This is a genomic window from Proteus sp. fly-1067 (genome assembly GCF_040139345.1).
Taxonomy (GTDB): domain Bacteria; phylum Pseudomonadota; class Gammaproteobacteria; order Enterobacterales; family Enterobacteriaceae; genus Proteus; species Proteus vulgaris_B.
The window spans coordinates 132,810-157,102 of sequence record NZ_JBEEUL010000011.1; the positions used below are offsets into that span (position 1 = coordinate 132,810).

The 24,293-nt window shown below is 36.5% G+C and carries 25 protein-coding genes and 1 tRNA gene; 6 read left to right on the forward strand and 20 right to left on the reverse strand.

Annotation, left to right across the window (positions count from 1 at the left end; translation table 11 throughout):
* Positions 1-8: 8 nt before the first annotated feature.
* The 6 genes from ABN217_RS14810 to dnaQ all read right to left on the reverse strand — a co-directional run bounded on the left by ABN217_RS14810 (position 9) and on the right by dnaQ (position 2,792).
* Positions 9-338: a hypothetical protein gene (locus ABN217_RS14810; protein WP_197269490.1), complete on the reverse strand. Its 330-nt coding sequence runs from the start codon at positions 336-338 to the stop codon at positions 9-11.
* Positions 335-688: a hypothetical protein gene (locus tag ABN217_RS14815; RefSeq protein ID WP_197269491.1), complete on the reverse strand. Its 354-nt coding sequence runs from the start codon at positions 686-688 to the stop codon at positions 335-337. The genes ABN217_RS14810 and ABN217_RS14815 overlap by 4 nt, the downstream gene beginning before the upstream one ends.
* A 1-nt stretch (position 689) precedes the next feature.
* On the reverse strand, positions 690-1,235 hold the full coding sequence (locus tag ABN217_RS14820; RefSeq protein ID WP_349459561.1) for an SMI1/KNR4 family protein: 546 nt from the start codon (positions 1,233-1,235) through the stop codon (positions 690-692).
* A gap of 33 nt (positions 1,236-1,268) precedes the next feature.
* Positions 1,269-1,664 carry an immunity 22 family protein gene (locus tag ABN217_RS14825; RefSeq protein WP_340895335.1) on the reverse strand — a complete coding sequence of 132 codons (396 nt, stop codon included), beginning with the start codon at positions 1,662-1,664 and terminating at the stop codon, positions 1,269-1,271.
* Positions 1,665-1,839: 175 nt separating this feature from the next.
* A tRNA-Asp gene (locus ABN217_RS14830) sits at positions 1,840-1,916 on the reverse strand.
* Between the two features lie 123 nt (positions 1,917-2,039).
* Positions 2,040-2,792, reverse strand: a complete 753-nt coding sequence (gene dnaQ / locus ABN217_RS14835; protein WP_072070727.1) for a DNA polymerase III subunit epsilon — start codon at positions 2,790-2,792, stop codon at positions 2,040-2,042.
* Between the two features lie 65 nt (positions 2,793-2,857).
* Between dnaQ and rnhA the strand changes: the two genes are divergently transcribed.
* Positions 2,858-3,343, forward strand: coding sequence for a ribonuclease HI (gene rnhA / locus ABN217_RS14840; protein WP_036932708.1), 486 nt, complete (start codon positions 2,858-2,860; stop codon positions 3,341-3,343).
* A gap of 6 nt (positions 3,344-3,349) precedes the next feature.
* Here rnhA and ABN217_RS14845 read toward each other — a convergent pair whose 3' ends face one another.
* The gene (locus ABN217_RS14845; protein ID WP_072070728.1) at positions 3,350-4,066 is read right to left on the reverse strand and encodes a methyltransferase domain-containing protein; all 717 of its coding nucleotides are present in this window, start codon (positions 4,064-4,066) and stop codon (positions 3,350-3,352) included.
* 38 nt (positions 4,067-4,104) lie between these two features.
* Between ABN217_RS14845 and gloB the strand changes: the two genes are divergently transcribed.
* Together gloB and mltD are read left to right on the forward strand one after the other, a co-directional pair.
* Positions 4,105-4,860, forward strand: a complete 756-nt coding sequence (gloB, locus tag ABN217_RS14850; protein ID WP_072070729.1) for a hydroxyacylglutathione hydrolase — start codon at positions 4,105-4,107, stop codon at positions 4,858-4,860.
* A gap of 75 nt (positions 4,861-4,935) precedes the next feature.
* Entirely contained in the window at positions 4,936-6,270 is a 1,335-nt protein-coding gene (gene mltD / locus ABN217_RS14855; RefSeq protein ID WP_196553610.1) for a murein transglycosylase D, read from the forward strand.
* Between the two features lie 234 nt (positions 6,271-6,504).
* Here mltD and ABN217_RS14860 read toward each other — a convergent pair whose 3' ends face one another.
* The 4 genes from ABN217_RS14860 to mazG form a co-directional block, all read right to left on the reverse strand.
* Positions 6,505-7,887: an SLC13 family permease gene (locus ABN217_RS14860; protein WP_072070731.1), complete on the reverse strand. Its 1,383-nt coding sequence runs from the start codon at positions 7,885-7,887 to the stop codon at positions 6,505-6,507.
* 321 nt (positions 7,888-8,208) lie between these two features.
* Entirely contained in the window at positions 8,209-9,510 is a 1,302-nt protein-coding gene (gene eno / locus ABN217_RS14865; protein ID WP_072070732.1) for a phosphopyruvate hydratase, read from the reverse strand.
* A 62-nt stretch (positions 9,511-9,572) separates the two neighbouring features.
* Positions 9,573-11,210, reverse strand: a complete 1,638-nt coding sequence (gene pyrG, locus ABN217_RS14870; RefSeq protein ID WP_196553609.1) for a glutamine hydrolyzing CTP synthase — start codon at positions 11,208-11,210, stop codon at positions 9,573-9,575.
* A 512-nt stretch (positions 11,211-11,722) separates the two neighbouring features.
* Complete coding sequence (mazG, locus tag ABN217_RS14875; RefSeq protein WP_197269495.1) at positions 11,723-12,520, reverse strand: nucleoside triphosphate pyrophosphohydrolase; 798 nt, start codon at positions 12,518-12,520, stop codon at positions 11,723-11,725.
* A gap of 244 nt (positions 12,521-12,764) precedes the next feature.
* Between mazG and ABN217_RS14880 the strand changes: the two genes are divergently transcribed.
* Complete coding sequence (locus ABN217_RS14880) at positions 12,765-14,039, forward strand: colicin-like pore-forming protein (RefSeq protein WP_231619325.1); 1,275 nt, start codon at positions 12,765-12,767, stop codon at positions 14,037-14,039.
* A gap of 23 nt (positions 14,040-14,062) precedes the next feature.
* On the opposite strand, the gene ABN217_RS14885 is transcribed toward ABN217_RS14880, so the two are convergent.
* The 4 genes from ABN217_RS14885 to dgt form a co-directional block, all read right to left on the reverse strand.
* A complete protein-coding gene (locus ABN217_RS14885; protein ID WP_331459173.1) occupies positions 14,063-14,401 on the reverse strand; it encodes a colicin E1 family microcin immunity protein in 339 nt (112 codons plus the stop codon).
* Between the two features lie 149 nt (positions 14,402-14,550).
* Positions 14,551-16,788: a GTP diphosphokinase gene (gene relA, locus ABN217_RS14890; protein ID WP_196553607.1), complete on the reverse strand. Its 2,238-nt coding sequence runs from the start codon at positions 16,786-16,788 to the stop codon at positions 14,551-14,553.
* Positions 16,789-16,843: 55 nt separating this feature from the next.
* Positions 16,844-18,169 (reverse strand): 23S rRNA (uracil(1939)-C(5))-methyltransferase RlmD, encoded by a 1,326-nt coding sequence (rlmD, locus tag ABN217_RS14895; RefSeq protein ID WP_349459563.1) that lies wholly within the window; start codon positions 18,167-18,169, stop codon positions 16,844-16,846.
* 391 nt (positions 18,170-18,560) lie between these two features.
* Complete coding sequence (gene dgt, locus ABN217_RS14900; protein WP_196553605.1) at positions 18,561-20,069, reverse strand: dGTPase; 1,509 nt, start codon at positions 20,067-20,069, stop codon at positions 18,561-18,563.
* Between the two features lie 127 nt (positions 20,070-20,196).
* Here dgt and mtnN point away from each other — a divergent pair, with 127 nt between their 5' ends.
* Together mtnN and btuF are read left to right on the forward strand one after the other, a co-directional pair.
* A complete protein-coding gene (gene mtnN / locus ABN217_RS14905; RefSeq protein WP_072070738.1) occupies positions 20,197-20,892 on the forward strand; it encodes a 5'-methylthioadenosine/S-adenosylhomocysteine nucleosidase in 696 nt (231 codons plus the stop codon).
* 103 nt (positions 20,893-20,995) lie between these two features.
* Entirely contained in the window at positions 20,996-21,823 is an 828-nt protein-coding gene (gene btuF, locus ABN217_RS14910) for a vitamin B12 ABC transporter substrate-binding protein BtuF (RefSeq protein WP_196553604.1), read from the forward strand.
* A gap of 12 nt (positions 21,824-21,835) precedes the next feature.
* On the opposite strand, the gene ABN217_RS14915 is transcribed toward btuF, so the two are convergent.
* The 5 genes from ABN217_RS14915 to ABN217_RS14935 form a co-directional block, all read right to left on the reverse strand.
* Entirely contained in the window at positions 21,836-22,105 is a 270-nt protein-coding gene (locus tag ABN217_RS14915) for a PAAR domain-containing protein (protein WP_349459564.1), read from the reverse strand.
* A gap of 30 nt (positions 22,106-22,135) precedes the next feature.
* Positions 22,136-22,924 carry a hypothetical protein gene (locus ABN217_RS14920; RefSeq protein WP_196553602.1) on the reverse strand — a complete coding sequence of 263 codons (789 nt, stop codon included), beginning with the start codon at positions 22,922-22,924 and terminating at the stop codon, positions 22,136-22,138.
* Complete coding sequence (locus ABN217_RS14925) at positions 22,924-23,193, reverse strand: PAAR domain-containing protein (RefSeq protein ID WP_196553601.1); 270 nt, start codon at positions 23,191-23,193, stop codon at positions 22,924-22,926. Before ABN217_RS14925 ends, ABN217_RS14920 begins: the two co-directional genes overlap by 1 nt.
* Positions 23,194-23,221: 28 nt before the next feature.
* The gene (locus ABN217_RS14930; RefSeq protein ID WP_196553600.1) at positions 23,222-24,007 is read right to left on the reverse strand and encodes a hypothetical protein; all 786 of its coding nucleotides are present in this window, start codon (positions 24,005-24,007) and stop codon (positions 23,222-23,224) included.
* Positions 23,988-24,293 (reverse strand): hypothetical protein (locus tag ABN217_RS14935; RefSeq protein WP_349459565.1); only part of this gene is annotated, 306 nt, incomplete at its 5' end. The genes ABN217_RS14935 and ABN217_RS14930, both read right to left, overlap by 20 nt.

The following is a 24,293-nucleotide window of genomic DNA, read 5'->3' on the forward strand; positions in this document are numbered from 1 at the left end:
CCTCTGTATTAAAACCAACGCCCCATAGGGGAATTTTCTTTCAGATTTTTATCAATCAATTCTGGCGTAATAATGTTTTGTTCAATCACAGGAAGCATGATCTCATCTAGAATTTCGCAATCAATATGACAACCAGTATTATGAAATATAAGGTTTAGCGCTTCATCAATTAATGCGTGTTCACCATGTTCTTTCATTTCAAGGATAAACTGAACAATAGCCTGTTTTATCTGTTTATTTTTACTGTATTCGGCTTGTTCAGTTTCAAATTCTTGATAATAAAAATGGTCAAGTGTTTTAGATAGCATACTTAACCGTAAATAAAATTCCATGTTCATAATTTGATCCTAAATATCCCTAAAACTATGATTTGATATCGTGCGGGTTGTCTTTCACCAATAGCAAATAAACCAAATAGCTGCATATTCTCTTTTTTTGACTTTTGGATATCGTACATTACCGACAAACCATCATAGGTATAGCACGTTCCTAGATTTAAGGTGAGTCCTTTAACTTTATTTATTACCTTCTGTTTTACATCTTCATCTAGACTGTTTAAGTCTCTTAATCGCATTACGCCAACTAACATATCTTCATCATAATAAGAGCATTGAATAAGATGATTTAGCTGATAAAAATCATCTTCAAAACCATCATAAATTAGTGTTTTTTTCTTTATATTTTTCATCTTATTCAGATTTTAGTTGATGCCAAAACGAGATTGTTTGAGAAGAAGTTAGTTCGATAACTCTATCTGGCGAAATATCCGTTAAAAATAGAGTGGCAACTGCGCTAAAAAAAGCAAAAAAATTCACTGCAATATGTTCGAAACTATCCATAGATGACTCATTCGTCATTGCAAAAACATTCCCTGTTTGAGTATTTAATAAGAGGGTATAAGGATCTGACAGTGCAATAACAATAACGTTTTCAGGTCGTTTATCACCAATCCACCACTGAGCAAACTCATTGAGGCTATTTAGCATAAAAAGTCTTTCAAGATAATCTTCACCACAGCCAAAACTGATATTAAATAATGAGAAATTATCTAAATTATAAAGAGAGATAAAAGAGGTAAAATCATCAGGAAGGGAAAGCGTTAACGTCTGTTCTAGCAAATCTAAATCAGTAAGAGGTGTCGTTCTTTTAAAAAGAATTAAATCATTAAAATCCTCACCTAAAGGAGAAAATTTATCTTCTAGCTTTTTTGTGATTTCATCAAGCGTTAATAGCATGATCAGCCCAGCCTAAGGGTATTTTTAAACCAATTAATCACCATTATATTCGCCCACATAATGTAAATTATTATAGGTTTGATTATCGCTCTTTTTGATAACAAGTTCAGGATCTTGATACCAAAATATAGCGTTGGCACTTTTAATTCCTAGTTCTTCACATTTAGCTTTAATGAACGAGATTTCATTTTCATCAACAGCAGCATCTACCAGAATTTCATCAAGCATAACATCGTTATCAAAGCGAGGAATAACACCAATAAAATCTTCGTCGTACCACATTATTCCCAGATCTTTACAAAATCCACATACTCTATAATTAGGAGAATCAATCCCTTCTTCCTCGGAGTAATCTAACTCAAAATAATGCATATACTCTTCTTCAGAAGAAAAATTACTGCCAATCCATAAATGTACTTTATTTTCCATATTAATTACCCTGCAGAATGCCATTCTATATAGCACTAATATCATTAATAAATTTTAAGATAGTGATATCAAATATTGAAAGCAAGGAATAATAACTTAGAAAAATATGGAGAGAGAAAATTATTTGAGGCTATAAATGCAAAAACCCCAGCATAAATGCTGGGGTTTGGAATGTTGGCGGAACGGACGGGACTCGAACCCGCGACCCCCTGCGTGACAGGCAGGTATTCTAACCAACTGAACTACCGCTCCGCGTATCCTTTCGGACGAGGTGAATATTACGAATCTCTTGCCTTGTCGTCAACTGTTTTTCTAACAAAAAGATGCATTTGGATAGTTTTTAATCTCAGTTAACCATTTCTGTTTTTTTTATATTCAAACGGCCTCATCATTTGATGCAGGACGCCACAAACAATGCCCACCTTTTTTCTCAACTAAATCTAATCGAGACTCATGCTCAGCAAGTTCTTCTGCGGTTGCTCTTATTACTCTTAATCCTGAAACTGGACGCTCAATACGTTGAATATCATTTTGCTCTTGTTCGTTACTTGATTCGCCTTCCATTGAAAATGCTAATGCTGTTTGTCCACCGGTCATTGCCAAGTAGACATCAGAAAGTATTTCAGCATCCAGTAACGCGCCGTGAAGGGTACGTTTAGAGTTATCTATTAAGTATCTATCACATAAGGCATCAAGGTTATTTCGCTTACCGGGAAATAATGCCCTTGCCATTGCAAGGCTATCAGTAATTTGGCAGAACGTTTCGGTAGGCGGAATGTCACGATTAAGCTTTCTGAACTCATAATCCATAAAGCCGATATCAAACGATGCGTTATGAATGATTAGCTCTGCACCACGAATATATTCTAAAAACTCGTCAGCAATATCAGCAAAAGAAGGGCAATCCTCTAAAAATTCATCACTGATACCGTGAACTTCAAACGCTTCAGGATCGACTAATCTTTCAGGTTTAACATACACATGAAAATTTCGCCCTGTTAATCGACGATTGATAACCTCTACGGCACCAATTTCAATGATATTATGACCTTCATAATGAACGCCCAGCTTATTCATACCGGTAGTTTCGGTATCAAGTACAATTTGTCGTGTGATTGGAGTGCTCATAATCCGTTTTTATGTCAGACTTAGGGTTAGTTTTTTGTATTAATCAATAAGGATAAGTCGCCTTTATGCACAAGCAGGTAGAAATATTCACCGATGGTTCATGCTTAGGCAACCCAGGCCCCGGTGGTTATGGCGCTATTTTACGCTATCAACAACATGAAAAAACCCTAAGTGAAGGTTTTTTTATGACCACCAATAACCGAATGGAACTTCTTGCCGCTATCGTAGCATTAGAAACATTAAAATTCCCTTGTAAAATTACACTGACAACAGATAGCCAATATGTCAGACAGGGGATCACACAGTGGATACATAGCTGGAAAAAGCGTCAATGGCGTAAAGCAGACAAAAGCCCTGTGCTTAATGTCGATTTATGGAAGCGCTTAGATAGTGCTATTACTCGTCATGAAATTGAATGGCATTGGGTGAAAGGCCATGCTGGTCATGATGAAAATGAACGTTGTGATGAATTAGCAAAAGCAGCCGCACAAGCACCAACTCAAGAAGACACAGGTTATATCGAAAGCCAAAAAGATAAAACCACAGATTAGTCAATATTATGGCTCTGGATGATTACGTGTAGCCCCTAAAACTCGACCTTTTACACTCATGCGTGGCAATGCAAATTTCATGGCTGTGGGTGTTAAAGGAAGCGTTCTTTTACGTGCAATGATTAAATTTAAACAGCCACCGATGTGATAGCGGCTACCATCACGTTTTATTGGTCTTGAAAATGGCATAATCTGAAAATTCTGTTGTGTCATCACTTCATAATTTAACACACTAAGCCAATCTATTTGGCGACGAAGTGAAAACATACGACTAGAGTAAGGCTGTTTTTGTCGTAATATCGGCGTGCATTTCCCAAGCCCTAATAAACTAATAGGGTTAAAGCTCGTTAATACAATCCAGCCATCATCAATTAAAACGCGATCTGCTTCTCGTAATAGCCAATGGGGATCTGCACTATAATCCAGTACATGTGCCATAAGGCAAACATCAATCGATTTATTTTCAAAGGGTAAATAATCTAAAGAGGCAATAACATCTGCATTTATTTTATTAGATGTCACATTGACTTGATGTGACACGATACTTAATTTGGTATCCAGTTCAGCACTGAGTTGACCGAGTTTCAATAAATGAAAGCCATAAATTTTCGGCCACCAATTTTGTAAACGCAGTTCGATAGCTATGCGATAATATTCCCCCCAGGGAATATCACGCCAAGAATCTGGCATCATAATTGGTTTTGCTGAACGTGCTGCTTTCATCGTTTAACCCTTTATAATTTATAAGTAAGGTAACTTATATGGAGCTTATCAGAATTCCTGCTTTATCCGATAACTACATTTGGCTATTAAGTAATGAAAATAGTGAATGTGTGATTGTTGATCCTTCACAAGCCGAGCCTGTTATAGAAATGCTCTTACAGCGTTCGCTTACACCTATCGCGATTTTGCTCACCCATCATCATGATGATCATGTGGGTGGTGTTGCCGAACTTGTAAAAAAATATCCTAATATTAACGTTTTCGGCCCACAAGAAACACAAAGTAAAGGTGCTGAAAACATTATTCATAACCAAGAGCATATTATTGTCAGCTCTTTTTCTTTTTACGTAATTGGCACCCCTGGTCATACTCTTGGCCATGTAGCTTATTATTGCGAACCTTATTTGTTTTGTGGCGATACGCTATTCTCAGGAGGTTGTGGTCGTTTATTTGAAGGTACCGCACAACAAATGTTTAGTTCATTACAAAGATTAAGTGCATTACCTGATAACACATTAATTTGTTGTGCTCATGAATACACCTTATCAAATATGACCTTTGCACACCATATCATGCCAGAAAATGCGCTTATTACCGATTATTTAGCCCAAGTTAGTGAAATGCGTAAGAAATTACAACCTACAGTGCCAATAACACTGAAAAACGAAAAGAACATTAATCTTTTTTTGAAATCTGACGATATTGATTTACAAAGGATTTTAGGTATAACCACTAATACTTATGCTCCAATTAAGACATTTACAAAATTAAGGGAATTAAAAGACAACTTTTAATACCTATTAGTTGTTTTATTTTGGCACACTAAGTATTATTTGGTTCAAAAAACACACAGGATGAATTTTTCTATTATGAAGACAAAAGCGATTTTGTTCTCCATATTGCTATTGGCGGGTTGCCAGCAATCAGAGAGCATTAAACCTAATTTGTCTGCGACTACGCCAATATCAACGAAAGGGACTTCAACTTCTCATCAACCTCAATATGATGTAAAAACCAATTTATGGGGTTATGTGATAAGTGAATTGAAAATGGACCTCCCTGAGAATGAAAGGATCTCGCAGCAAGAATTGTATTTTTTAAATAATCCCAAACATATACAAAGCGTTGCTTCTCGCGCTGAACCTTATATGTATTCGATTATTGATGAAATCGAAAAACGTGAATTACCGATGGAGCTAGCTTTAGTTCCTGTGGTTGAAAGTGCGTTTAATCCTCATGTTACCTCTTCTGCAAATGCAGCCGGTTTATGGCAATTTGTTCCAATAACCGGTAATTACTATGGCTTGGCACAAAACCAATGGTATGACGGTCGCCGTGATGTCATGGCATCAACCAAAGCTGCACTTGATTTACTTGAACGCCTGTATGTAATGTTTGATAGTGATTGGGCACTTGCCCTTGCTGCTTATAACGCTGGTGAAGGCCGTGTTATGCAAGCAATAAAGGCAAATGAAAGTAAAAATCTACCAACAGACTATTGGTCACTCTCTTTACCTAAAGAAACAATGAATTATGTACCTAAAATTCTCGCTTTAAGTAAAGTTATCCGTGAAAACGAAGAAAACATTACTTTTCCTAAAAGTAATTATCGTGATAAAGCATTAGCTTCCATTGATGTCGGTGAGCAAATCACGTTAAATAAAGTTGCTGAATTAAGTCAGCTACCTATTAATACTGTGAAAGATTATAACCCAGGCTATAAACGTGGAATAACCGCACCTAATGGCCCTCATGTCATTATGTTGCCTCGTAATAAGCTTGATCAATTCCGTAACGCTTTTGAAGATGAAGCGGTATTAGAAACTATTCGTTTAGCAGTTGCCAAAACAAATCAGTCAATTAAGCAAGAAGGTGTTTATAAAGTTCGCTCAGGAGATTCATTTTACGCTATTGCTCGTCGCTACAATATGAGCATAAAAGATTTACAACGTATTAATGGATTAAATGCAAAAAGCACCCTATTAGTAGGACAAACATTAAAAATTCATAATGCAGGCAGTATCAGTAATACTCCGGTAACAAAACCGACAAAACCGTCTCCGAGTTATTACAAAGTTCGGCAGGGAGATTCTTATTACAGCATCGCTCGTCGTCACGGTATTAACCTCAAATTATTAATGAGTTGGAACTCAGACATTAAAATGTTAAAGCCAGGTACACAACTTACACTTTACACAAAATAATTAATTTATTTTCTATTTTAAATAGCCATCAATGTTACGACATTTTTAGTCTTAATATTGATGGTTTTTTATAGTCCATAAAAGTCATATCACCTCTCATTTTTCTAGAGTAATCCCTATGTTAACGAGAATACCAATCCAAATGACAGATAAGAAAAAGGCAATAAAAAAGCGCCCTATATAACTATCAAGCGCTCTATTTTTATCTCATCAAGGTTAATTTAGTGTATTGACTTACAACCAGAAGAACCAAGCAAACAGAGAGATAACTAAGATACACACTAAGTTCAGCACACCACCTACTCGCACCATCTCGGTCTGTTTAATATAGCCGGAGCCAAAGACAATCGCATTTGGTGGGGTTGCAACAGGTAACATGAACGCACAAGATGCACCGATACCGATAATCATCGTTAACGCCATTACTGGCATACCTAATGCTTGAGCTACGGTTGCAAAGATTGGCACTAATAACGCTGCACTCGCTGTATTACTGGTAAATTCAGTTAATACGATGATAAAGGTTGTTACTGCAAGGATGATGACAAACCAATGGCTATTACCAAAAGTGTCTTTCATAAAGTCGGCCATAACCAAGCTTGCACCAGATGATTGTAAAATTGCGCTCAGTGTTAAACCTCCACCAAACAGCATTAATACGCCCCATTCTGTGTTCTCTTGAATTTGGCTCCAACTTGCTACACCGGTTACACCAATAACAATTGCTGCACTAACTGCAATCACAGTATCTAAATCTTTTACACCACCAAAAGCACTGCTGATGAAAGAGCTGAAGATCCAGCATAATACCGTAATTAAGAAGATGATCATGGTAATAACACGTTTGTTATTCCACTCTAATACTTCTAATTTCAGGTCAAACTTATGTTTTAAGTTAGGACGCAACATCAGATACATAACGATAAACATGATAGGTAATAATACCAACATGATTGGTACACCGTACTTCATCCACGTAATGAAATCTAAGTTTAATTGGGCTGCAGCAATCGCATTTGGTGGACTACCCACTAACGTACCTAAACCACCGATACTCGCACTATAAGCAACACCTAATAATACGAATACGAAAGTATTACGTTCTGAACGAATATCTAAGTTAGATAAAATACCTAATACTAAAGGCAACATCATCGCAGCTGTAGCGGTGTTACTGATCCACATAGAAAGCAATGCAGTGACACCAAATAACAGCAATACGGCGATTGAAAGTTTACCTTTTGCAATCATCAACAAACGGTTAGCAATTAAGCGGTCTAGCCCTTGAATGTGAAGTGCCGTCGCTAACGCAAAACCACCGAAGAATAAGAAAATGATGGGGTTCGCAAATGATTTTAATGACTCATTGGTATTCATTAGCCCAAGTACAACGGCTAAAATAGGTATAAATAATGCTGTTATCGTAACGTGAATAGCTTCTGTCAGCCATAACACACCCACAAACACCATTAATGCTAAACCTGCATTGGCCTTTGGATCATAAGGTAAAAATTCTAGCAAAAGTAATAATAAAACTACATCGATTGCCAGAATGATTAACCCTCGTTTGTTTATCGGGCTCGACTTCGCCGATGGGGCTAAATTGGACGCGTCCATGATAATACTCCACATTAGCTGATATGAACATTGGGTTCACTAAGCCATAATTGTTAACGAAATAGGTTATATGTGAAATATAAAAACATTTCTCGTCATTGAAAATGCGCAAAACTAATAATTGGGATCTCATCCACGAGAATTAACCAATTTATTAATAAAAGAGTAATAATTGAACACTATTTCCTCTTACACATCACACTTTTTCAAAGGTGTTAAGAATAAATATTCTGTTTTTTCTGAAAAAAAATCAAAAAAAAGAGGAGAACTTAAGGTTCTCCCCTTTTAGATTAATAAGATTTTTTAATCAAAGAAGCAAGATTATGCTTGGCCTTTAACTTCTTTCAAACCGTTGAAAGGCGCTTTGTTGCCTAATGCTTCTTCGATGCGGATCAGTTGGTTATATTTAGCAACACGGTCAGAACGGCTCATAGAACCCGTTTTGATTTGGCCTGCTGCTGTACCCACTGCTAAGTCAGCGATAGTTGCATCTTCAGTTTCACCAGAACGGTGAGAGATAACAGCTGTGTAGCCTGCATCTTTCGCCATTTTGATTGCAGCTAAAGTTTCTGTCAGTGAACCAATTTGGTTGAATTTGATCAGAATTGAGTTAGCGATGCCTTTGTCGATACCTTCTTTCAGGATCTTAGTGTTAGTTACAAACAGATCGTCACCAACTAGTTGGATTTTGTCACCAAGAACTTTAGTTTGGTATGCGAAACCATCCCAGTCAGATTCGTTTAAACCATCTTCGATAGAAACGATTGGGTATTGTTTAGTCAGTTCTTCTAAGTAATGAGTGAACTCTTGTGAAGTGAAGGTTTTGCCTTCGCCTTTCAGTTCGTAGTTACCTGTTTCATTGTTGTAGAACTCAGAAGCTGCACAGTCCATAGCCAGAGTAACGTCTTTACCTAAAACGTAACCTGCTTTCTCAACTGCTTCTTTGATAGCAGCTAATGCAGCAGCGTTAGATTCTAAGTTTGGTGCATAACCACCTTCGTCACCAACTGCAGTGTTCATACCTTTTGCTTTCAGCACTTTTGCTAAGTGATGGAAGATTTCTGAACCCATACGTACAGCTTCTTTCAGTGAAGGCGCGCCAACAGGTTGGATCATGAATTCTTGGATATCAACGTTGTTATCTGCGTGCTCACCACCATTGATGATGTTCATCATTGGCAGAGGCATAGAATATTGACCGTGAGTACCGTTCAGATCAGAAATGTGCTCGTACAAAGGCATACCTTTTGCAGCAGCCGCTGCTTTTGCGTTTGCTAAAGAAACCGCTAGGATTGCGTTTGCACCAAAGTTTGATTTGTTTTCAGTACCGTCTAAATCGATCATGATTTTATCGATGTTAGCTTGGTCTTTTGCATCTTGGCCAAGGATAGCTTTAGCGATCGGACCATTAACAGCTGAAACCGCTTTCAGAACACCTTTACCTAAGAAACGTGATTTATCACCATCACGTAATTCTAATGCTTCACGAGAACCTGTTGATGCGCCTGATGGAGCAGCCGCCATACCAACAAAACCACCTTCTAAGTGAACTTCAGCTTCAACAGTTGGGTTGCCACGAGAATCAATAATTTCACGACCAAGTACTTTAACGATTTTGGACATTCGGTTTTCCTCTGTACAAGTTAAATTTCCGAGAAGAGATACCCTATCTCTTCTCATATATCCTATTTCAGCAAACCTTTTTGGTTATCAAAGGCTGCTTTCACAAAGCCTGCAAATAACGGATGGCCGTCACGCGGCGTTGAGGTAAACTCTGGGTGGAATTGACAAGCAACAAACCAAGGATGATTTGGATTTTCAATAATTTCCACCAGCTTGTTATCTACTGAACGACCTGCAATACGTAAACCCGCATCTTCGATACGTTTTAAAAGTAGATTATTTACTTCATAACGGTGACGATGGCGTTCTGTAATGGTGTTTTTTCCATACAGTGTACGTACTAAGCTATCACCACTTAAATGGCAAGGCTGAGCACCGAGGCGCATCGTGCCACCTAAATCACTATCATCTGAGCGTACTTCAATGTTGCCGTCTTCATCGCGCCATTCGGTAATTAATGCGATAACTGGATATTTACAATCTGGTGCAAATTCAGTGGAGTTCGCACCTTCCATACCAACAACATTACGTGCAAATTCAATCATAGCAACCTGCATACCTAAGCAAATGCCTAAGTAAGGGATTTTATTTTCACGCGCATACTGAGCAGCCATAATCTTGCCCTCAATACCACGTTCACCAAAACCACCCGGTACTAAAATTGCATCTAACCCTTTAAGCATTTCTACGCCACGGGTTTCAACGTCTTGTGAATCAATTAGTTTGATATTTACAGCAACACGGCTTTTAAAACCACCATGTTTTAATGCTTCAATCACTGATTTATAGGCATCTGGTAATTCAACATACTTACCAACCATACCGATGGTTACTTCGCCTTCAGGATTAGCTTCTTCATAAATAACTTGTTCCCACTCTGCAAGATTTGCAACTGGGCAATCCAAGCTGAATCGTTTACAGATATAATCATCTAATCCCTGAGATTTCAATAGTGCAGGGATTTTATAAATGGAATCGACGTCTTTTAATGAAATAACCGCTTTCTCTGGTACATTACAGAACAGTGCAATTTTTGCACGTTCATTAGCAGGAATAACGCGGTCTGAACGGCAAATCAACGCATCTGGTTGAATGCCGATTGACAGTAATTCTTTTACAGAGTGCTGTGTTGGCTTGGTTTTCACTTCACCTGAAGCGGCTAAATAAGGCACCAATGTTAAATGCAGGTAGAATGTGTGCTCACGGCCCACTTCTGCCGCCATTTGGCGAATCGCTTCTAAGAAAGGTAAAGATTCGATATCACCAACAGTCCCGCCGACTTCAACTAAAACGACATCATGGCCTTCGCCACCACGGATGATGCGTTCTTTGATTTCATTAGTGATATGAGGAATAACTTGAATTGTAGCCCCAAGATAGTCACCACGACGCTCTTTACGTAATACTTCAGAGTATACGCGACCTGTCGTAAAGTTATTACGACGAGTCATTTTAGTGCGAATGAAGCGCTCATAGTGCCCTAAGTCGAGATCAGTTTCAGCACCATCGTCAGTAACGAAGACTTCCCCGTGCTGAATTGGGCTCATAGTACCTGGATCGACGTTGATATACGGATCCAACTTCATCATGGTGACATTGAGTCCACGGGCTTCGAGTATAGCCGCCAGAGAGGCTGCGGCAATGCCTTTACCCAGAGAGGATACGACCCCGCCGGTCACAAAAATATAATTCGTTTTCATGCTGAACCTGAAAGTTTAGGTGTATTAGGATGATGGATATAACTGGACGGGAACACAGTATACCCGAACCTTATTTTCGCTACAAACATTCTTAGTAGTATAAAGTTCTTTTTCATCACGCCACTTATCCGTTTAAACACGAAAAAACAGTAAAAATTCAATAAACTAAACCCGTGAAAATATTTCTCAAGCATTTTAGCTTAATCCTTTCAGCTAAGATATCACTTTTACAGAAGAGATGCTTTATTTTTTTCACGATATTAAGTGTAGCAGGTTTCTAGCGCGATATTTTGCTTCTGATCATGCGTTTAATTTTTTTGAGGTCAATCACATTTTTAGTGCAAGAAAATGAAATGCCGATATTTTAAGTCACCTAAAAACAAAAAAGCGAAATTAGTTTTTATAATTTCGCTTTTTTTCATTTTTTTATAAAATAAGATAAAAAACAATGGCTTTTGCTATTCTTTTTATCGCATTTAATGTCACACCAATAAACATTTGCGAGTCACAATTCACTCAATTAATTGTATTTTAGCTTTTTGCCAACAGATCTCCATCTCTTCCAATGAGGCATTTTCTATGCCTATGCCTTCTTCTGAAAGCATTTTTTCAACAAAGCGAAAACGTTGTTCAAATTTTTGACATGCTCGGTTTAAGGCTTGTTCTGGTTTTTGTTTTAAATGTCGAGATAAATTTACAACTGAAAATAGTAAATCCCCCAATTCATCTTCAATTTTAGATGCATCTTGAGGTGTTTTTTTCACTTCAGTCATCACTTCATCAATTTCCTCAAATACTTTACCTAAAACAGGTTCAAGTTCATTCCAATCAAATCCAACAGAAGCACATCGCTTTTGAATTTTTTCTGCTTTCATCAAAGCTGGTAATGTGACAGGAATATCATCTAATAATGAAAATTGTGCTTTTGCCTCACGCTCTTGTGCTTTAAGTTTTTCCCAGCGATGTTTTTCTGTTGATAAATTGTTTTCGCTTTCAGAGGCAAAAATATGAGGATGACGGCGTTCTAACTTATTACTAATGGCTTCACAAACATCATTAAAATCAAATAACTTTTGCTCTTGCGCCATTCGTGAATAAAACACAACTTGATAAAGCAAATCACCTAACTCTTCTTTTAAATCAGAAAAATCTTTGCGAGCAATAGCGTCTAACACCTCATACGTTTCTTCTAATGTATAAGGCGCGATAGTGTCAAAAGTCTGCACTTTATCCCATTCACACCCAGTATCAGGATCACGTAGCTGTGCCATAATTTCTAATAAACGAAAGATTTCACGATTTTCTGACATCATATTGCCTTTTAAATAAGAGTTAGCTTTATTCTATCTAACACGTTTTTAGATAAAAAAATGCCGAGAACAGTTGTCTCGGCATCTTATCATTTTAAGCTCAAGATCTTAAAAATAACTTTTTTGAAAGAATAATGACATTTTAACTAGAACCATGAATTTGTTATTTACAAATATACTCCTCGATATAAATCCACTTTTCAACTCCATATAAATACGTCATTTTTATCAAAGGATTAATAAAATGAGTGAAAATATAATTCAATTTAGTTCATTAACTGTAACGCCACATAGTGCTTATATTCCTGAGTATGCTTTTAATAATAATTTTTCGTTTAATCAAGCTACAAATATTATCTGTAATAATTTTATGCAGGATAAAAATCAAGAATGCCCTGTTTGTGGAAGAAAAAATTGCCCTGCGTTTAAAAATGAATGTAAATCTTACTTAAAACAGAAAACCGAATTAGCATTAAAAAAAGCATTAAGAATGCGACCTTATGGCCGTGCTTTAATGCATAGATCAAACGAGTTTAATGAAAGTTCTCCATTGCTATTATTAAATATGGAAGAAAATAATATTCCATTAAATAATGAAAATATAGGTCGTATATTTGAAGCAGACCTGAATCTAAGTAGAATGTTTTACCAAAAAATGAACTATATAAATGGTTTTCTTTTTGATATTCATTTTAGTCCTCATCCAGACCCTATGTTACAAAATATAGGTGAAAAATTTGGGGAATATTCCCGCTGGTTACCCTCAGTTAGATTAGCTTTACATGCCTTATATGCAGATAAAGGTGCAGACAATATAAATAATTTCCCTGAAATGCAAAAATATATCAGAGAACAAGACTTTAAATCAGCATGCCAAAATTTCCACAAGAATATGACGTTTACACATCGCAATTTCCAAATTGCTGATATTTTAGCGCAACAAGCAAATAAAAAAGAACAAACAAACGATGATTTTAAGCAGTTGCATGATTCAATAAAGTTTACTGCTGATTTTTATAAAGAAGTGTTTAATGCTTATGGTGATAAAGCAAGGAAATTAGCGGAGTCTTTAGCACAACAAGCCAGAGGAAAAACCATCCGTAACGTTGATGATGCACTAAAAGCTTACGAAAAATACAAAGCGGATATCAATAGAAGAATTAATGCCAAAGATCGTAAAGCTATTGCAACTGCATTGGAATCGATCAAACTCGATGATATAGCTCAAAAATTAAAAAAATTTAGTAAAGGTATGTTTTTTGTAAGTAAAGCTCTTGACGTCAAAGATCTATCGATAGAGTTAATAAAAGCAACAGAAACAGATAATTGGCGTCCATTTTTTGTTAAAGCAGAGACTATATTTGTAGGAATGGCGGCTACATCTGTAGCAGGATTTACATTTAGTGTACTTCTAGGTGGTCCCATAGGGATATTAGGATATGGATTGCTTATAGCAAGTATTGGAGCATTGATTGATAACGACTTAATTGAAAAAGCCAATAATTTGATTGGTATTTAATTAATACTTTAAAGGTTGTTTATTTAGAGGAACAACCTTCTCACTAACACAAATAATATAAAAATTATTGTAATTGGTATAGATAATAAAAACACCGTGAAACTATATAAAGCCAAACCACCAGCTTTACCAGCTGTATCTGAAAATAATCCTCGATTCCAAAATTCTCTGGTAGTAAATTGAAGAAAAAAACATTCGATCCCCCATTTAGCCAATGGATATAATCCAATACCAGCAATACTAATTAACAATATTAGACTTTCATACTTCAACTCATACTCTAAGCAAGAGTATAAAAACAGAGCGCCAATAAACCATCCCCAATACATATTCTTAATATAATATTGTTTAGTTATATTCATATTTGTCGACTAGATCCCTTTTATTTAAAACCATACTTATTCTAAATAAACCCTAGCAATTTAATCACCAACTAAATATACAGTTTTTCTGATTTTCAGATAAAAAAATGCCGAGAACAGTTGTCTCGGCATCTTATCATTTTAATGTTTTAGTGAGAAAAGCGTTTCGCTTCTATCACATCAGGTAGCTGATTAAGTTTTGCCAAAATACGACCCAATACTTGGAGATTATAAATCTCAATATTCATATCAATGGTCGCTATTTGTTGCTTCACATCACTACGGCTACTCACACCAAGTACGTTTACTTTTTCATTCGCTAAGATAGTTGTAATATCACGTAATAATCCACTACGATCATTAGCGACAACACGAACGACTAATGAATAACCGCTGGAATAATTCTCCCCCCATACCGCATCAACAATACGTTCTGGTGCATGAGAGAGTAACTCAGCAAGTTGTTCACAGTCAGCACGGTGAATAGAAATACCTCGGCCTTTAGTAATAAAACCAACAATATTGTCACCCGGAATAGGTTGGCAACAGCGAGCAATATGGTGCATTAAATTACCAACACCCTCAACGACAATACTACTCCCTGAGCCTGTGGTTCTTGGTGCTGGTGTTTTGCTCTCGAGTGTTCTCAGCGCTTCTTTATCTTCATCTTCCGCAGTGGCTTTATTTAATTTACTTTGAATAAAGTTCACTAACTGGTTAATTCTGATATCACCGACACCAATACCAGCTAATACTTCATCAACACTATGCACGTTATAACGCGCAATCAGCAGTTTTTCTGCTTCTTTCATGTTGATATCCATATGTGCCAATTCGTTATCTAAAATCTGACGCCCCGCAAGAATATTTTTATCACGATCTTGCTTACGGAACCAATTGTGAATTTTCGCACGTCCACGACTTGTAGTGACATAACCTAAGTTAGGATTTAACCAATCGCGACTTGGGTTAGGATGTTTTTGTGTGATGATTTCAATTTGGTCGCCCATTTGTAATTGATAGCTAAATGGCACAATACGTCCGCCGATTTTCGCGCCAATACAGCGGTGCCCTACATCACTGTGAATATGATAAGCAAAATCAAGTGGCGTAGAACCAGCAGGTAAATCAACCACATCACCTTTTGGTGTAAAGACATACACTCGATCATCAAAAACTTGGCTACGAACTTCATCGAGCATTTCGCCAGAATCCGCCATCTCTTCTTGCCACGCAATCAGTTTACGTAACCATGCAATACGGTTTTCATAACTACCTGTACCGCCTTTCGTCGCAGCACCTGTTGCACCTTCTTTATATTTCCAGTGCGCAGCAACACCCAATTCTGCATCTTCATGCATTTGACGAGTACGTATTTGGATTTCAACTGTTTTACCTTCAGGTCCTAACACAACCGTATGGATTGATTGGTAACCATTAGGTTTTGGGTTTGCAACATAATCATCAAATTCATCAGGTAAATGACGAAAATGCGTATGCACAATTCCCAATGCGGCATAACAGTCTTGAAGACGTTCAACGACAATACGAACAGCCCTCACATCGAATAACTCATCAAATGCAAGGTTCTTTTTCTTCATTTTACGCCAAATACTGTAGATATGTTTGGGACGCCCATAGATGTCTACATCGACATTCTCTTCTTTCATATAACCACGTACGGTACTGACAAAATTATCAATATACTGTTCGCGATCGATACGACGCTCATGAAGCAAGCTTGCTATTTTTTTATATTCATCAGGATGAAGATAACGGAAACAAAAATCTTCTAATTCCCATTTTAATTGACCAATACCCAATCGGTTGGCTAATGGCGCATAAATATTAAAACACTCTTTGGCAGCCAGTACGCGCTCATCTTCTGTGGCATCTTTCACTTCACGTAAATGGGCAATACGTTCTGAAAGTTTGATGACTACACAACGGAAATCTTCCACCATGGATAACAACATACGACGTACATTATCCACCTGAACTGAACTTGTTTCATTGGTATGTGTCGCTTTTAATTGGCGTATGGCATCCATTTCCATAACACCGCGCACTAAGCTCCAAATGGCATCACCAAAATGTTCAGTAACGATTTCCTGATCAATAAGATTTTCTTCAGCAAGCGGGAAAAGGAGCGCCGCCCTCATGCTGTCTTTATCCATGCTTAGTGTCGAAAGAAGCTCAACCATTTCAACACCACGCCACAATAACAGTTCGGCATTTTCACGCCCTTGAACAGTACGATGGCAGTATTCCCAGGTTTGCATTATTTCACTACCTGCATTGACATGGGTTAAGTTCAAACTGTTGACCCATTTATCAACAGCAAACTCTCCTGCAGGTGTTAAGTGAGCACTTCTTACTGCAACCATATTCTCTCCCTACACGGTATAAATCTTATTTGCGACTTATTTACTGGCTAACTGTTTATTTTCGACTAAACAGTGCCATTGATTCCAGATGACCCGTTTGTGGAAACATATCCAACATTTTTAAACTGGTTAACTGATATCCAGAATCTAATAATATCTTACTATCTCTGGCTAACGTGGTCGGATTACAGGAAACATACACGATTTTTTCTGCGGATAACTTCACAATATGTGACATTACCTCCAAAGCCCCTGCTCTTGCTGGATCTAACAACACTTTGTTAAATCCTTCTTTCGACCACGACATCGCAGAAAAATCAGCCGATAAATCTGCATGCCAAAAATGCGCATTACCTAATTGGTTTAGTTTTGCATTCTGTTTCGCCATTTCAACCAGTGAGGGCACACCTTCTATACCCACCACATCACGGGCTCGTTTCGCGATAGGTAAGGTAAAATTTCCCATACCACAAAACAGATCTAATACGCGATCTTCTGGCGATAAATCAAGCCATTCAATGGCTTGAGCAACCATCTTAGGATTTATTTCATCATTCACTTGAATAAAATCAGTGGGTGCAAAACGTAAATTAAGACCTTCTATTTGATAGAAGGGTTCCTTCTCAATTGAAGTTAATCGTGCTATCTCGCTATTATCACCTGCAAGATACATCGTAACTTGATGAGTTTGAGAGAAATCACGCAAACTCTGTTTATCACTCTCAGGCAATGGCGATAGATGGCGTAAAATAACCAGCGGCCCATTATCAGCGAGTACCATTTCAACATGCCCTAAATCACGTACTGATGTTAAATTTTTAAGGCATGTCCAAAGAGGAGACAATAAATCATTTAGCTGTGGCTTTAATACTGGGCATTTTTTTATCATGACCAAATCATTAGAGCGCTCTTGACGAAAGCCCATCACCAAACCTTTTTCAGGTTGATAACGTAATCCCAATCTTGCTCTACGACGATAACCATATTCAGCGCCTGCAATCACAGGCTCGGCCGAAATCACCACACCGGTTTCGCGTTTAATAAGATGTGATAACACACTCGCCTTTGTTGTTCGTTGCAATGTAATTGGTACATGTTGCTGCTGACAACCGCCACAACGCTCATAATATTCACAATGAGGAGTTATACGCTGTTCACTGGTTGTTAAACGCTTAATAACTTCGCCTTTAGCAAATTGGCGCTTTTCTTCTGTTAAACGAATTCGAGCAGTTTCTTGTGGGAGTAATCCTTTTACAAAAATTGTTTTGCCCTCAGCATGAGCAATACCTTGACCATTTGCATCCAATGCACTGGCGGTCACTTCCAACATTGCTACCTGTTTTTTCACAGGACGTTTTTTAGGGGAATAAAACTGCACCATAGTATTAAATTAAGTTTCAATGATGGATTAACAGTGAAATGACATCGTTTTAGAATACGCTGTATGTTTTTCAGCGTTACATGAATGACTATGCATTTCAGAAGAAAACATGGGAGGAGTATAACATCGAACAAGTTATTTACTTAACTGATATAAGCAATATTTTTATTAAAAATTGAGAAAACTTTTAATGATAACAACCTAAGACACTAGTCTTATGTATTTTATATTGTTCTATAACTAACAAATATTATATATAACTTTTATATTGAATATATTTACAATTAACAACATCTATTTTCTGTTGTTTTAATAAATCTTCCTTATCACTAAGAAAAGCCTAAAAATTATCATCAATCAATTAGATAGCATTTCTCTTAATGATTACAAATCAATCACAAACCATTAATTTTCTATATTCTTCATAAGCATAATGATCGGTCATTCCACTGATATAATCTTGAATTAATCTTGTGCGATAATAAAATTCTAAAATTTTTCCTCTTTCAGTATTTATATCATCTAGCTTTTCTAACATTTCGTTATAAGCCAGTTTATGTTTAACAGAAAGCTTATGATATAAACGAGTCTCAATAACATATTTAGGGTGTTCGTTATATTTATGCAACCTTACAAAATCTTCAGCTGATAATAAAAGCAAGGGCTTATAGATATCGAGTAATCCACTGATCACGCGATATCCTTTCATTTCAAGCTCTTCAACTTCAGGATGACTAAACACCCATTTTTTAGCGACACTTTTTAAGGTTGTTAATAAACGATGCTCTGCACTATTACCTTCCAATAGGGCATGGTTAAAACTTCCTTCATAAACTTGAGAAAGATTTTTTATAAATCGATGTGCCGTATAAGGGACTAACTTCCCTGTAATATAAACTCTCAAATACATAAAAAATTGATCTTGCATACTACGTTTGGCTTCATTTTGATCAACTTTTTTATAAGCCCGATTAACTGTTATATCGAATAAATCACCTTCAGTCACATCGCCATTTTCACGCCAAGCATCCCGTAAAAGGTGAACAAGACGGTTGATATCAAAAATCCCCTTTTCTACCGCATCATCTAAATCCGCAATGCAATACGAGATGTCGTCGGCAGCTTCCATAATATATGTGAGAGGAAAGCGACAAAATTCACCCATATCTAATTTTTCTTGTACTTCTTTTACGAAAGCTAATTCAGACCAGTAATACCCCGGTTTTTTCATTAAATAGCTATATTCTTTGGGGATTTCTCCTTGCCAATAAGCAGGACGAGTATATTTTAATACACAGCCAATTTGAGCATAGGTTAAATTCAATTTAAGAAGATGATGTGCCATTCGAATAGCTTGAGCATTGCCTTCAAATTGGCATAAATCTTGGCGTAAAGTTTGTCGTAATTCATTTAATTGCACTTTAGCTGAATACTGCATTGGGATAAACGGACAACTATCGAATTCGGCTGTTGCCTCTGGTGGTAATACTTTTTCAAACCAATGCTTAATTGCGGCTTCACCAAAATGTCCAAAGGGGGGATTACCAATATCGTGCATTAAGCACGCCATCTCAATTAAACTTTCAAGACTATCAATGCGATCAATTAAGCCATAAGCTTCAAGCTTATTTTGCTTTTTTAATTCACCGATGATTTGTTTAGCGATATAACGACCAATTTGCTGAACTTCAAGAGAGTGAGTAAGACGGCTACGGACTGCGGAATTTTGCTCTAAAGGGAAGACTTGCGTTTTTTGTTGTAAACGGCGAATAGCTGCTGAGTTAATAATACGTCCGCGATCACTTTCAAATTGACGAGAAACCTGTATTTCATCGTTAATATCGATATCACTGCTGTTATATTTGCGTTGATAATTTAACTTCAGCTTAAAATCGATCATTTCTGTCCTCTTTCTGGTTTCGATGAAACGAATTCTCTATTCTTTGTGTTATATCGTGTTTTTCCGATAGATGTTAAACTCTATTTAAATTTCTATTTATTATTAACCTACAAGTGAGTATGACACAATGAGAGTTGGCGTAATAGGTGCAATGGAGCAAGAAGTCACACTTCTGCGTGAGAAAATTGAAGATTGCCAAATCTTATCGCGTGGCGGTTGTGAAATTTATACAGGCACAATCAACGGTGTTGATGTTGCATTATTAAAGTCAGGTATTGGTAAAGTTGCAGCAGCAATTGGCACAACATTATTACTTGAGCATTTTCGTCCTGATGTCGTTATCAATACTGGCTCTGCGGGCGGCTTAGATTCAAGATTAAATGTCGGTGATATCGTTATTTCAACAGAAGTTCGTTATCACGATGCTGATGTGACTGCGTTTGGTTATGAACCTGGCCAGATGGCACAATGTCCTCCTGCTTTTATTGCAGATCCTAAACTTGTTAGCATCGCAGAAGAGTGTATTGAATCGCTAAAATTAAATGCTGTTCGTGGTTTAATTTGTAGCGGTGATGCCTTTATTAATGGTGCAGAGCCTTTAGCACGCATTCGTCGTACATTCCCAGATGTTGCTGCCGTAGAAATGGAATCAACCGCGATTGGCCATGTTTGCCATCAATTCGACACGCCATTTGTTGTGGTTCGTGCTATTTCTGATGTAGCCGATAAAGAATCGCATTTAAGTTTTGATGAGTTTTTATCTGTTGCCGCAGAACAATCGAGCTTAATGGTGACAGCGATGTTGGATAAATTAAAAGACTAATTAAGTCGAGATAATCCTAATATCGCTTTATCAATACCCCACCTTTATTTTTTGCTTATTCTAAGATAAAAAATAGGGGGGTATTTTTACTATTGGAAAAGTAATGCGTTTATTTATCAATCTTGGATTATTGCTCTGTTCATTATTTTGGCTAAATTTTTCTATTGCTACTACGCCTGCTGATCGTGTTATTACGCTATCGCCGTCAGCCACCGAAATGGCTTATGCCGCAGGAATGGGAGATAATATTGTCGGAGTTAGTGCTTACTCTGATTATCCAAAGGCTGCTAAAAATATTGAACAAGTCGCTAATTGGCAGGGTATTAATATCGAGCGCATTCTATTATTAAAACCCGATTTAGTGATTGCATGGCAAGGCGGTAATCCACAGCGTCCATTAGATCAGTTAAAAGCTTTGGGGATTCCTATTATTTATTCTGATCCACAAAGTATTGAAGAAATTGCAGACGATCTTGTTACCCTTTCCAATTATAGCCATCATCCTGATATTGCAATAAAAAATGCCCAACAATTGCGTCAGCAATATCAAGTATTGCAGCAACAATATGCATCAAATATATCAAATCAACCCAAGAAAAAAGTGTTTATTCAATTTGGGATGCAACCGTTATTTACTACATCAAATAGTACATTACAGAGCCATATTACAGCGCTTTGTGGTGGGGAGAATATCTTTGCTAACAGCCCAGTAGTATGGCCTCAAGTAAGTCGTGAGCAAGTACTTACAAAGCGACCTGATTTGATTATATTCAGTGGTAAAGCAGATCAAATACCGACAATAAAAGCATTTTGGCAACCCCAACTTACTGTTCCCGTTATTGCTATTGATGAAGACAGTTTTAGCCGACCTGCACCGCGCATTATTAATGCAGCACAGCAAATTTGTGAGGCGATAACAATGAACAATTAGTAAAATTATTAATTACTCAATAGCCACTAATACACTGCCATTTAAACAACCGCATTGCACTTTATGTCCTTCTAACGCGACGGGGATATTGTTTATTTTCATCATCGCATCCCCTTCAATAATCCTGCCTTTTTGCTGACAATCAGGGCAATAGACTTCATCGCCTAAACAGGCAATTTCATGAGTTTGTTTTGCTAATAAAGAACCGCTTAATACGGTTCCTTTTGTATTGGTCGTATCATTTTTTAAGATGAACTTTCGTCCTTGAATTGTGCTACGCATTTTTTACCATATAATTTAAAATGAAAATTATTACTTAATTAAGGAAAGTAATTTTTTATAGTCTGGTTTTCCATCTCTATTTGAACTCTTTGTACCATCTGGGTAAGAATATATTGTACTTACACCTTCAGTTTTACGCTCTGCTGGATATTCAGAATAAACCACAATATTGGGGTGAATGATTGGTTTCCAAGTAATTTGCTGAGCATCACGAGATTTATAATAAAGATAAAGTTCTTCTCCATATAACCATAGACTAATATTTTTATCATTTTTAAAAGGTATATCAATCCAAGGAAAATAATCAGCGATAATATAAAAATCATCTTTTTTATTAATTGGTTTTTTTCCTACTCGTTGAGGCTGATTATTATCGAAAATAATAATAACTCCAGTTCCTACTACATCAGTAATATCTTTTGAAAAGTGATCATTAATCTTCAATGTCATCCTTAATGTGATATTACTTAATTGCCAATCACATTTCCCACCTCCTCTATAAGGGATTTCTGCACTATATAATGAACTATGACCTTCTTTTTCTAACAAAACCATTTCACTATTAAAACCAGAAACAGTATATTTAGGCACTTCATTATTATTATATATTTTTCGGCAAAGGTTTGAACGATACATAACCTTCATCGGTGAAAGCTCAGCAACATCGGGTACGTCGACGGTAATTTTTACTGTTCTACCATTTTCAGGAGGGGAGAATGTCCTGTTTATTCGGGGTGTTAATATATTACAGCCAGTTAAAAGTAACCCCATCACCGCGATAGATAAAAGAAATAGCTTATCGATAACGTATTTATTCATTATTCTATTGCCACTAATACACAACCCTTTAAACAACCGCATTGTACTTTATGTCCTTCTAATGCGACGGGGATATTGTTTATTTTCATCATCGCATCGCCTTCAATAATTTTGCCTGTTTGCTGACAAGCGGGACAATAAACTTCATCACCAAGGCAAGCTGTTTCATAGAGTTGTTTTGCTAATAAAGAACCGCTTAATACGGTTCCTTTTGTATTGGTCGTATCATTTTTTAAAATGATTTTTCGTCCTTGAATTGTGCTACGCATTTTAATCTATATTTTAAAATAGAAATAATTACTTAATTAATGAGAGTAATTTTTGGTAATTAGGATTAGATTCATTAGTTATTTCTTGTGTACCATCAGAGTAGTAAAATGTTCGTTGGATACCTTTTGTTTTACGTTCTGCAGGATATTCAGAGTAAACGACCGCATCAGTATGTATAATTGGTCTCCAAGTAATTTCTTTAGCATCACGTGATTTATAATAAATAAATAGCTTTTCACCATATAATAACAAATACTTATCATAATTTGTTCTATATAATTGATTAACCCAAGGGAAATATTGCGAATAAATCTCAAAATCTCCTTTTTTATTTATTTCTTTTCCTCCTATTCTTTGGGGTTGATTATTATCAAAAATAATTATAATACCTGAACCTGATATGTAATTAATATTGTTAGCAAAGGTTCCATTATTTTTTAAATTTAAAACTAATGTAGCATTACTTAATTGCCAATCACATTTCCCACCTCCTCTATAAGGGATTTCTGCACTATATAATGAACTATTACCTTCTTTTTCTAACAAAACCATTTCACTATTAAAACCAGAAACAGTATATGTAGGCACTTCATTATTATTATATGTTTTTTGGCAAAGGTTTGAACGATACATAACCTTCATTGGTGAAAGCTCAGCGACATCGGGTACGTCGACGGTAATTTTTACTGTTCTACCATTTTCAGGAGGGGAGAATGTCCTGTCTATTTTTGGGGGTAATATACCACACCCCGTTAAAAGTAGTACTGCAACGCCAAAAATAAAAATAGGATATTTATTGATTAAATATTTCATGCGTTTGTTCCTTAAATTGCATTAGCATATCCATTTCTTTAGGATTTGATTGCATTGGAATAAGAGCATTATTCATACTTTGTTGTAAATCTAAAAAATATAAATTACGCCGCCTATCTATTTCTAAAGTTCGCTTTTTATAAGGGTTAGGATTGATAATATCAACCTTTTTATCTAAAGCAATTTTAAATAACTCTCGTGATTGTAAACGTTGTGGTGTTTTATTATTATCAACTAACTCCAAAAGTTGATCATGTAAGAAAGGCAAATAACCTCTTCCCATATA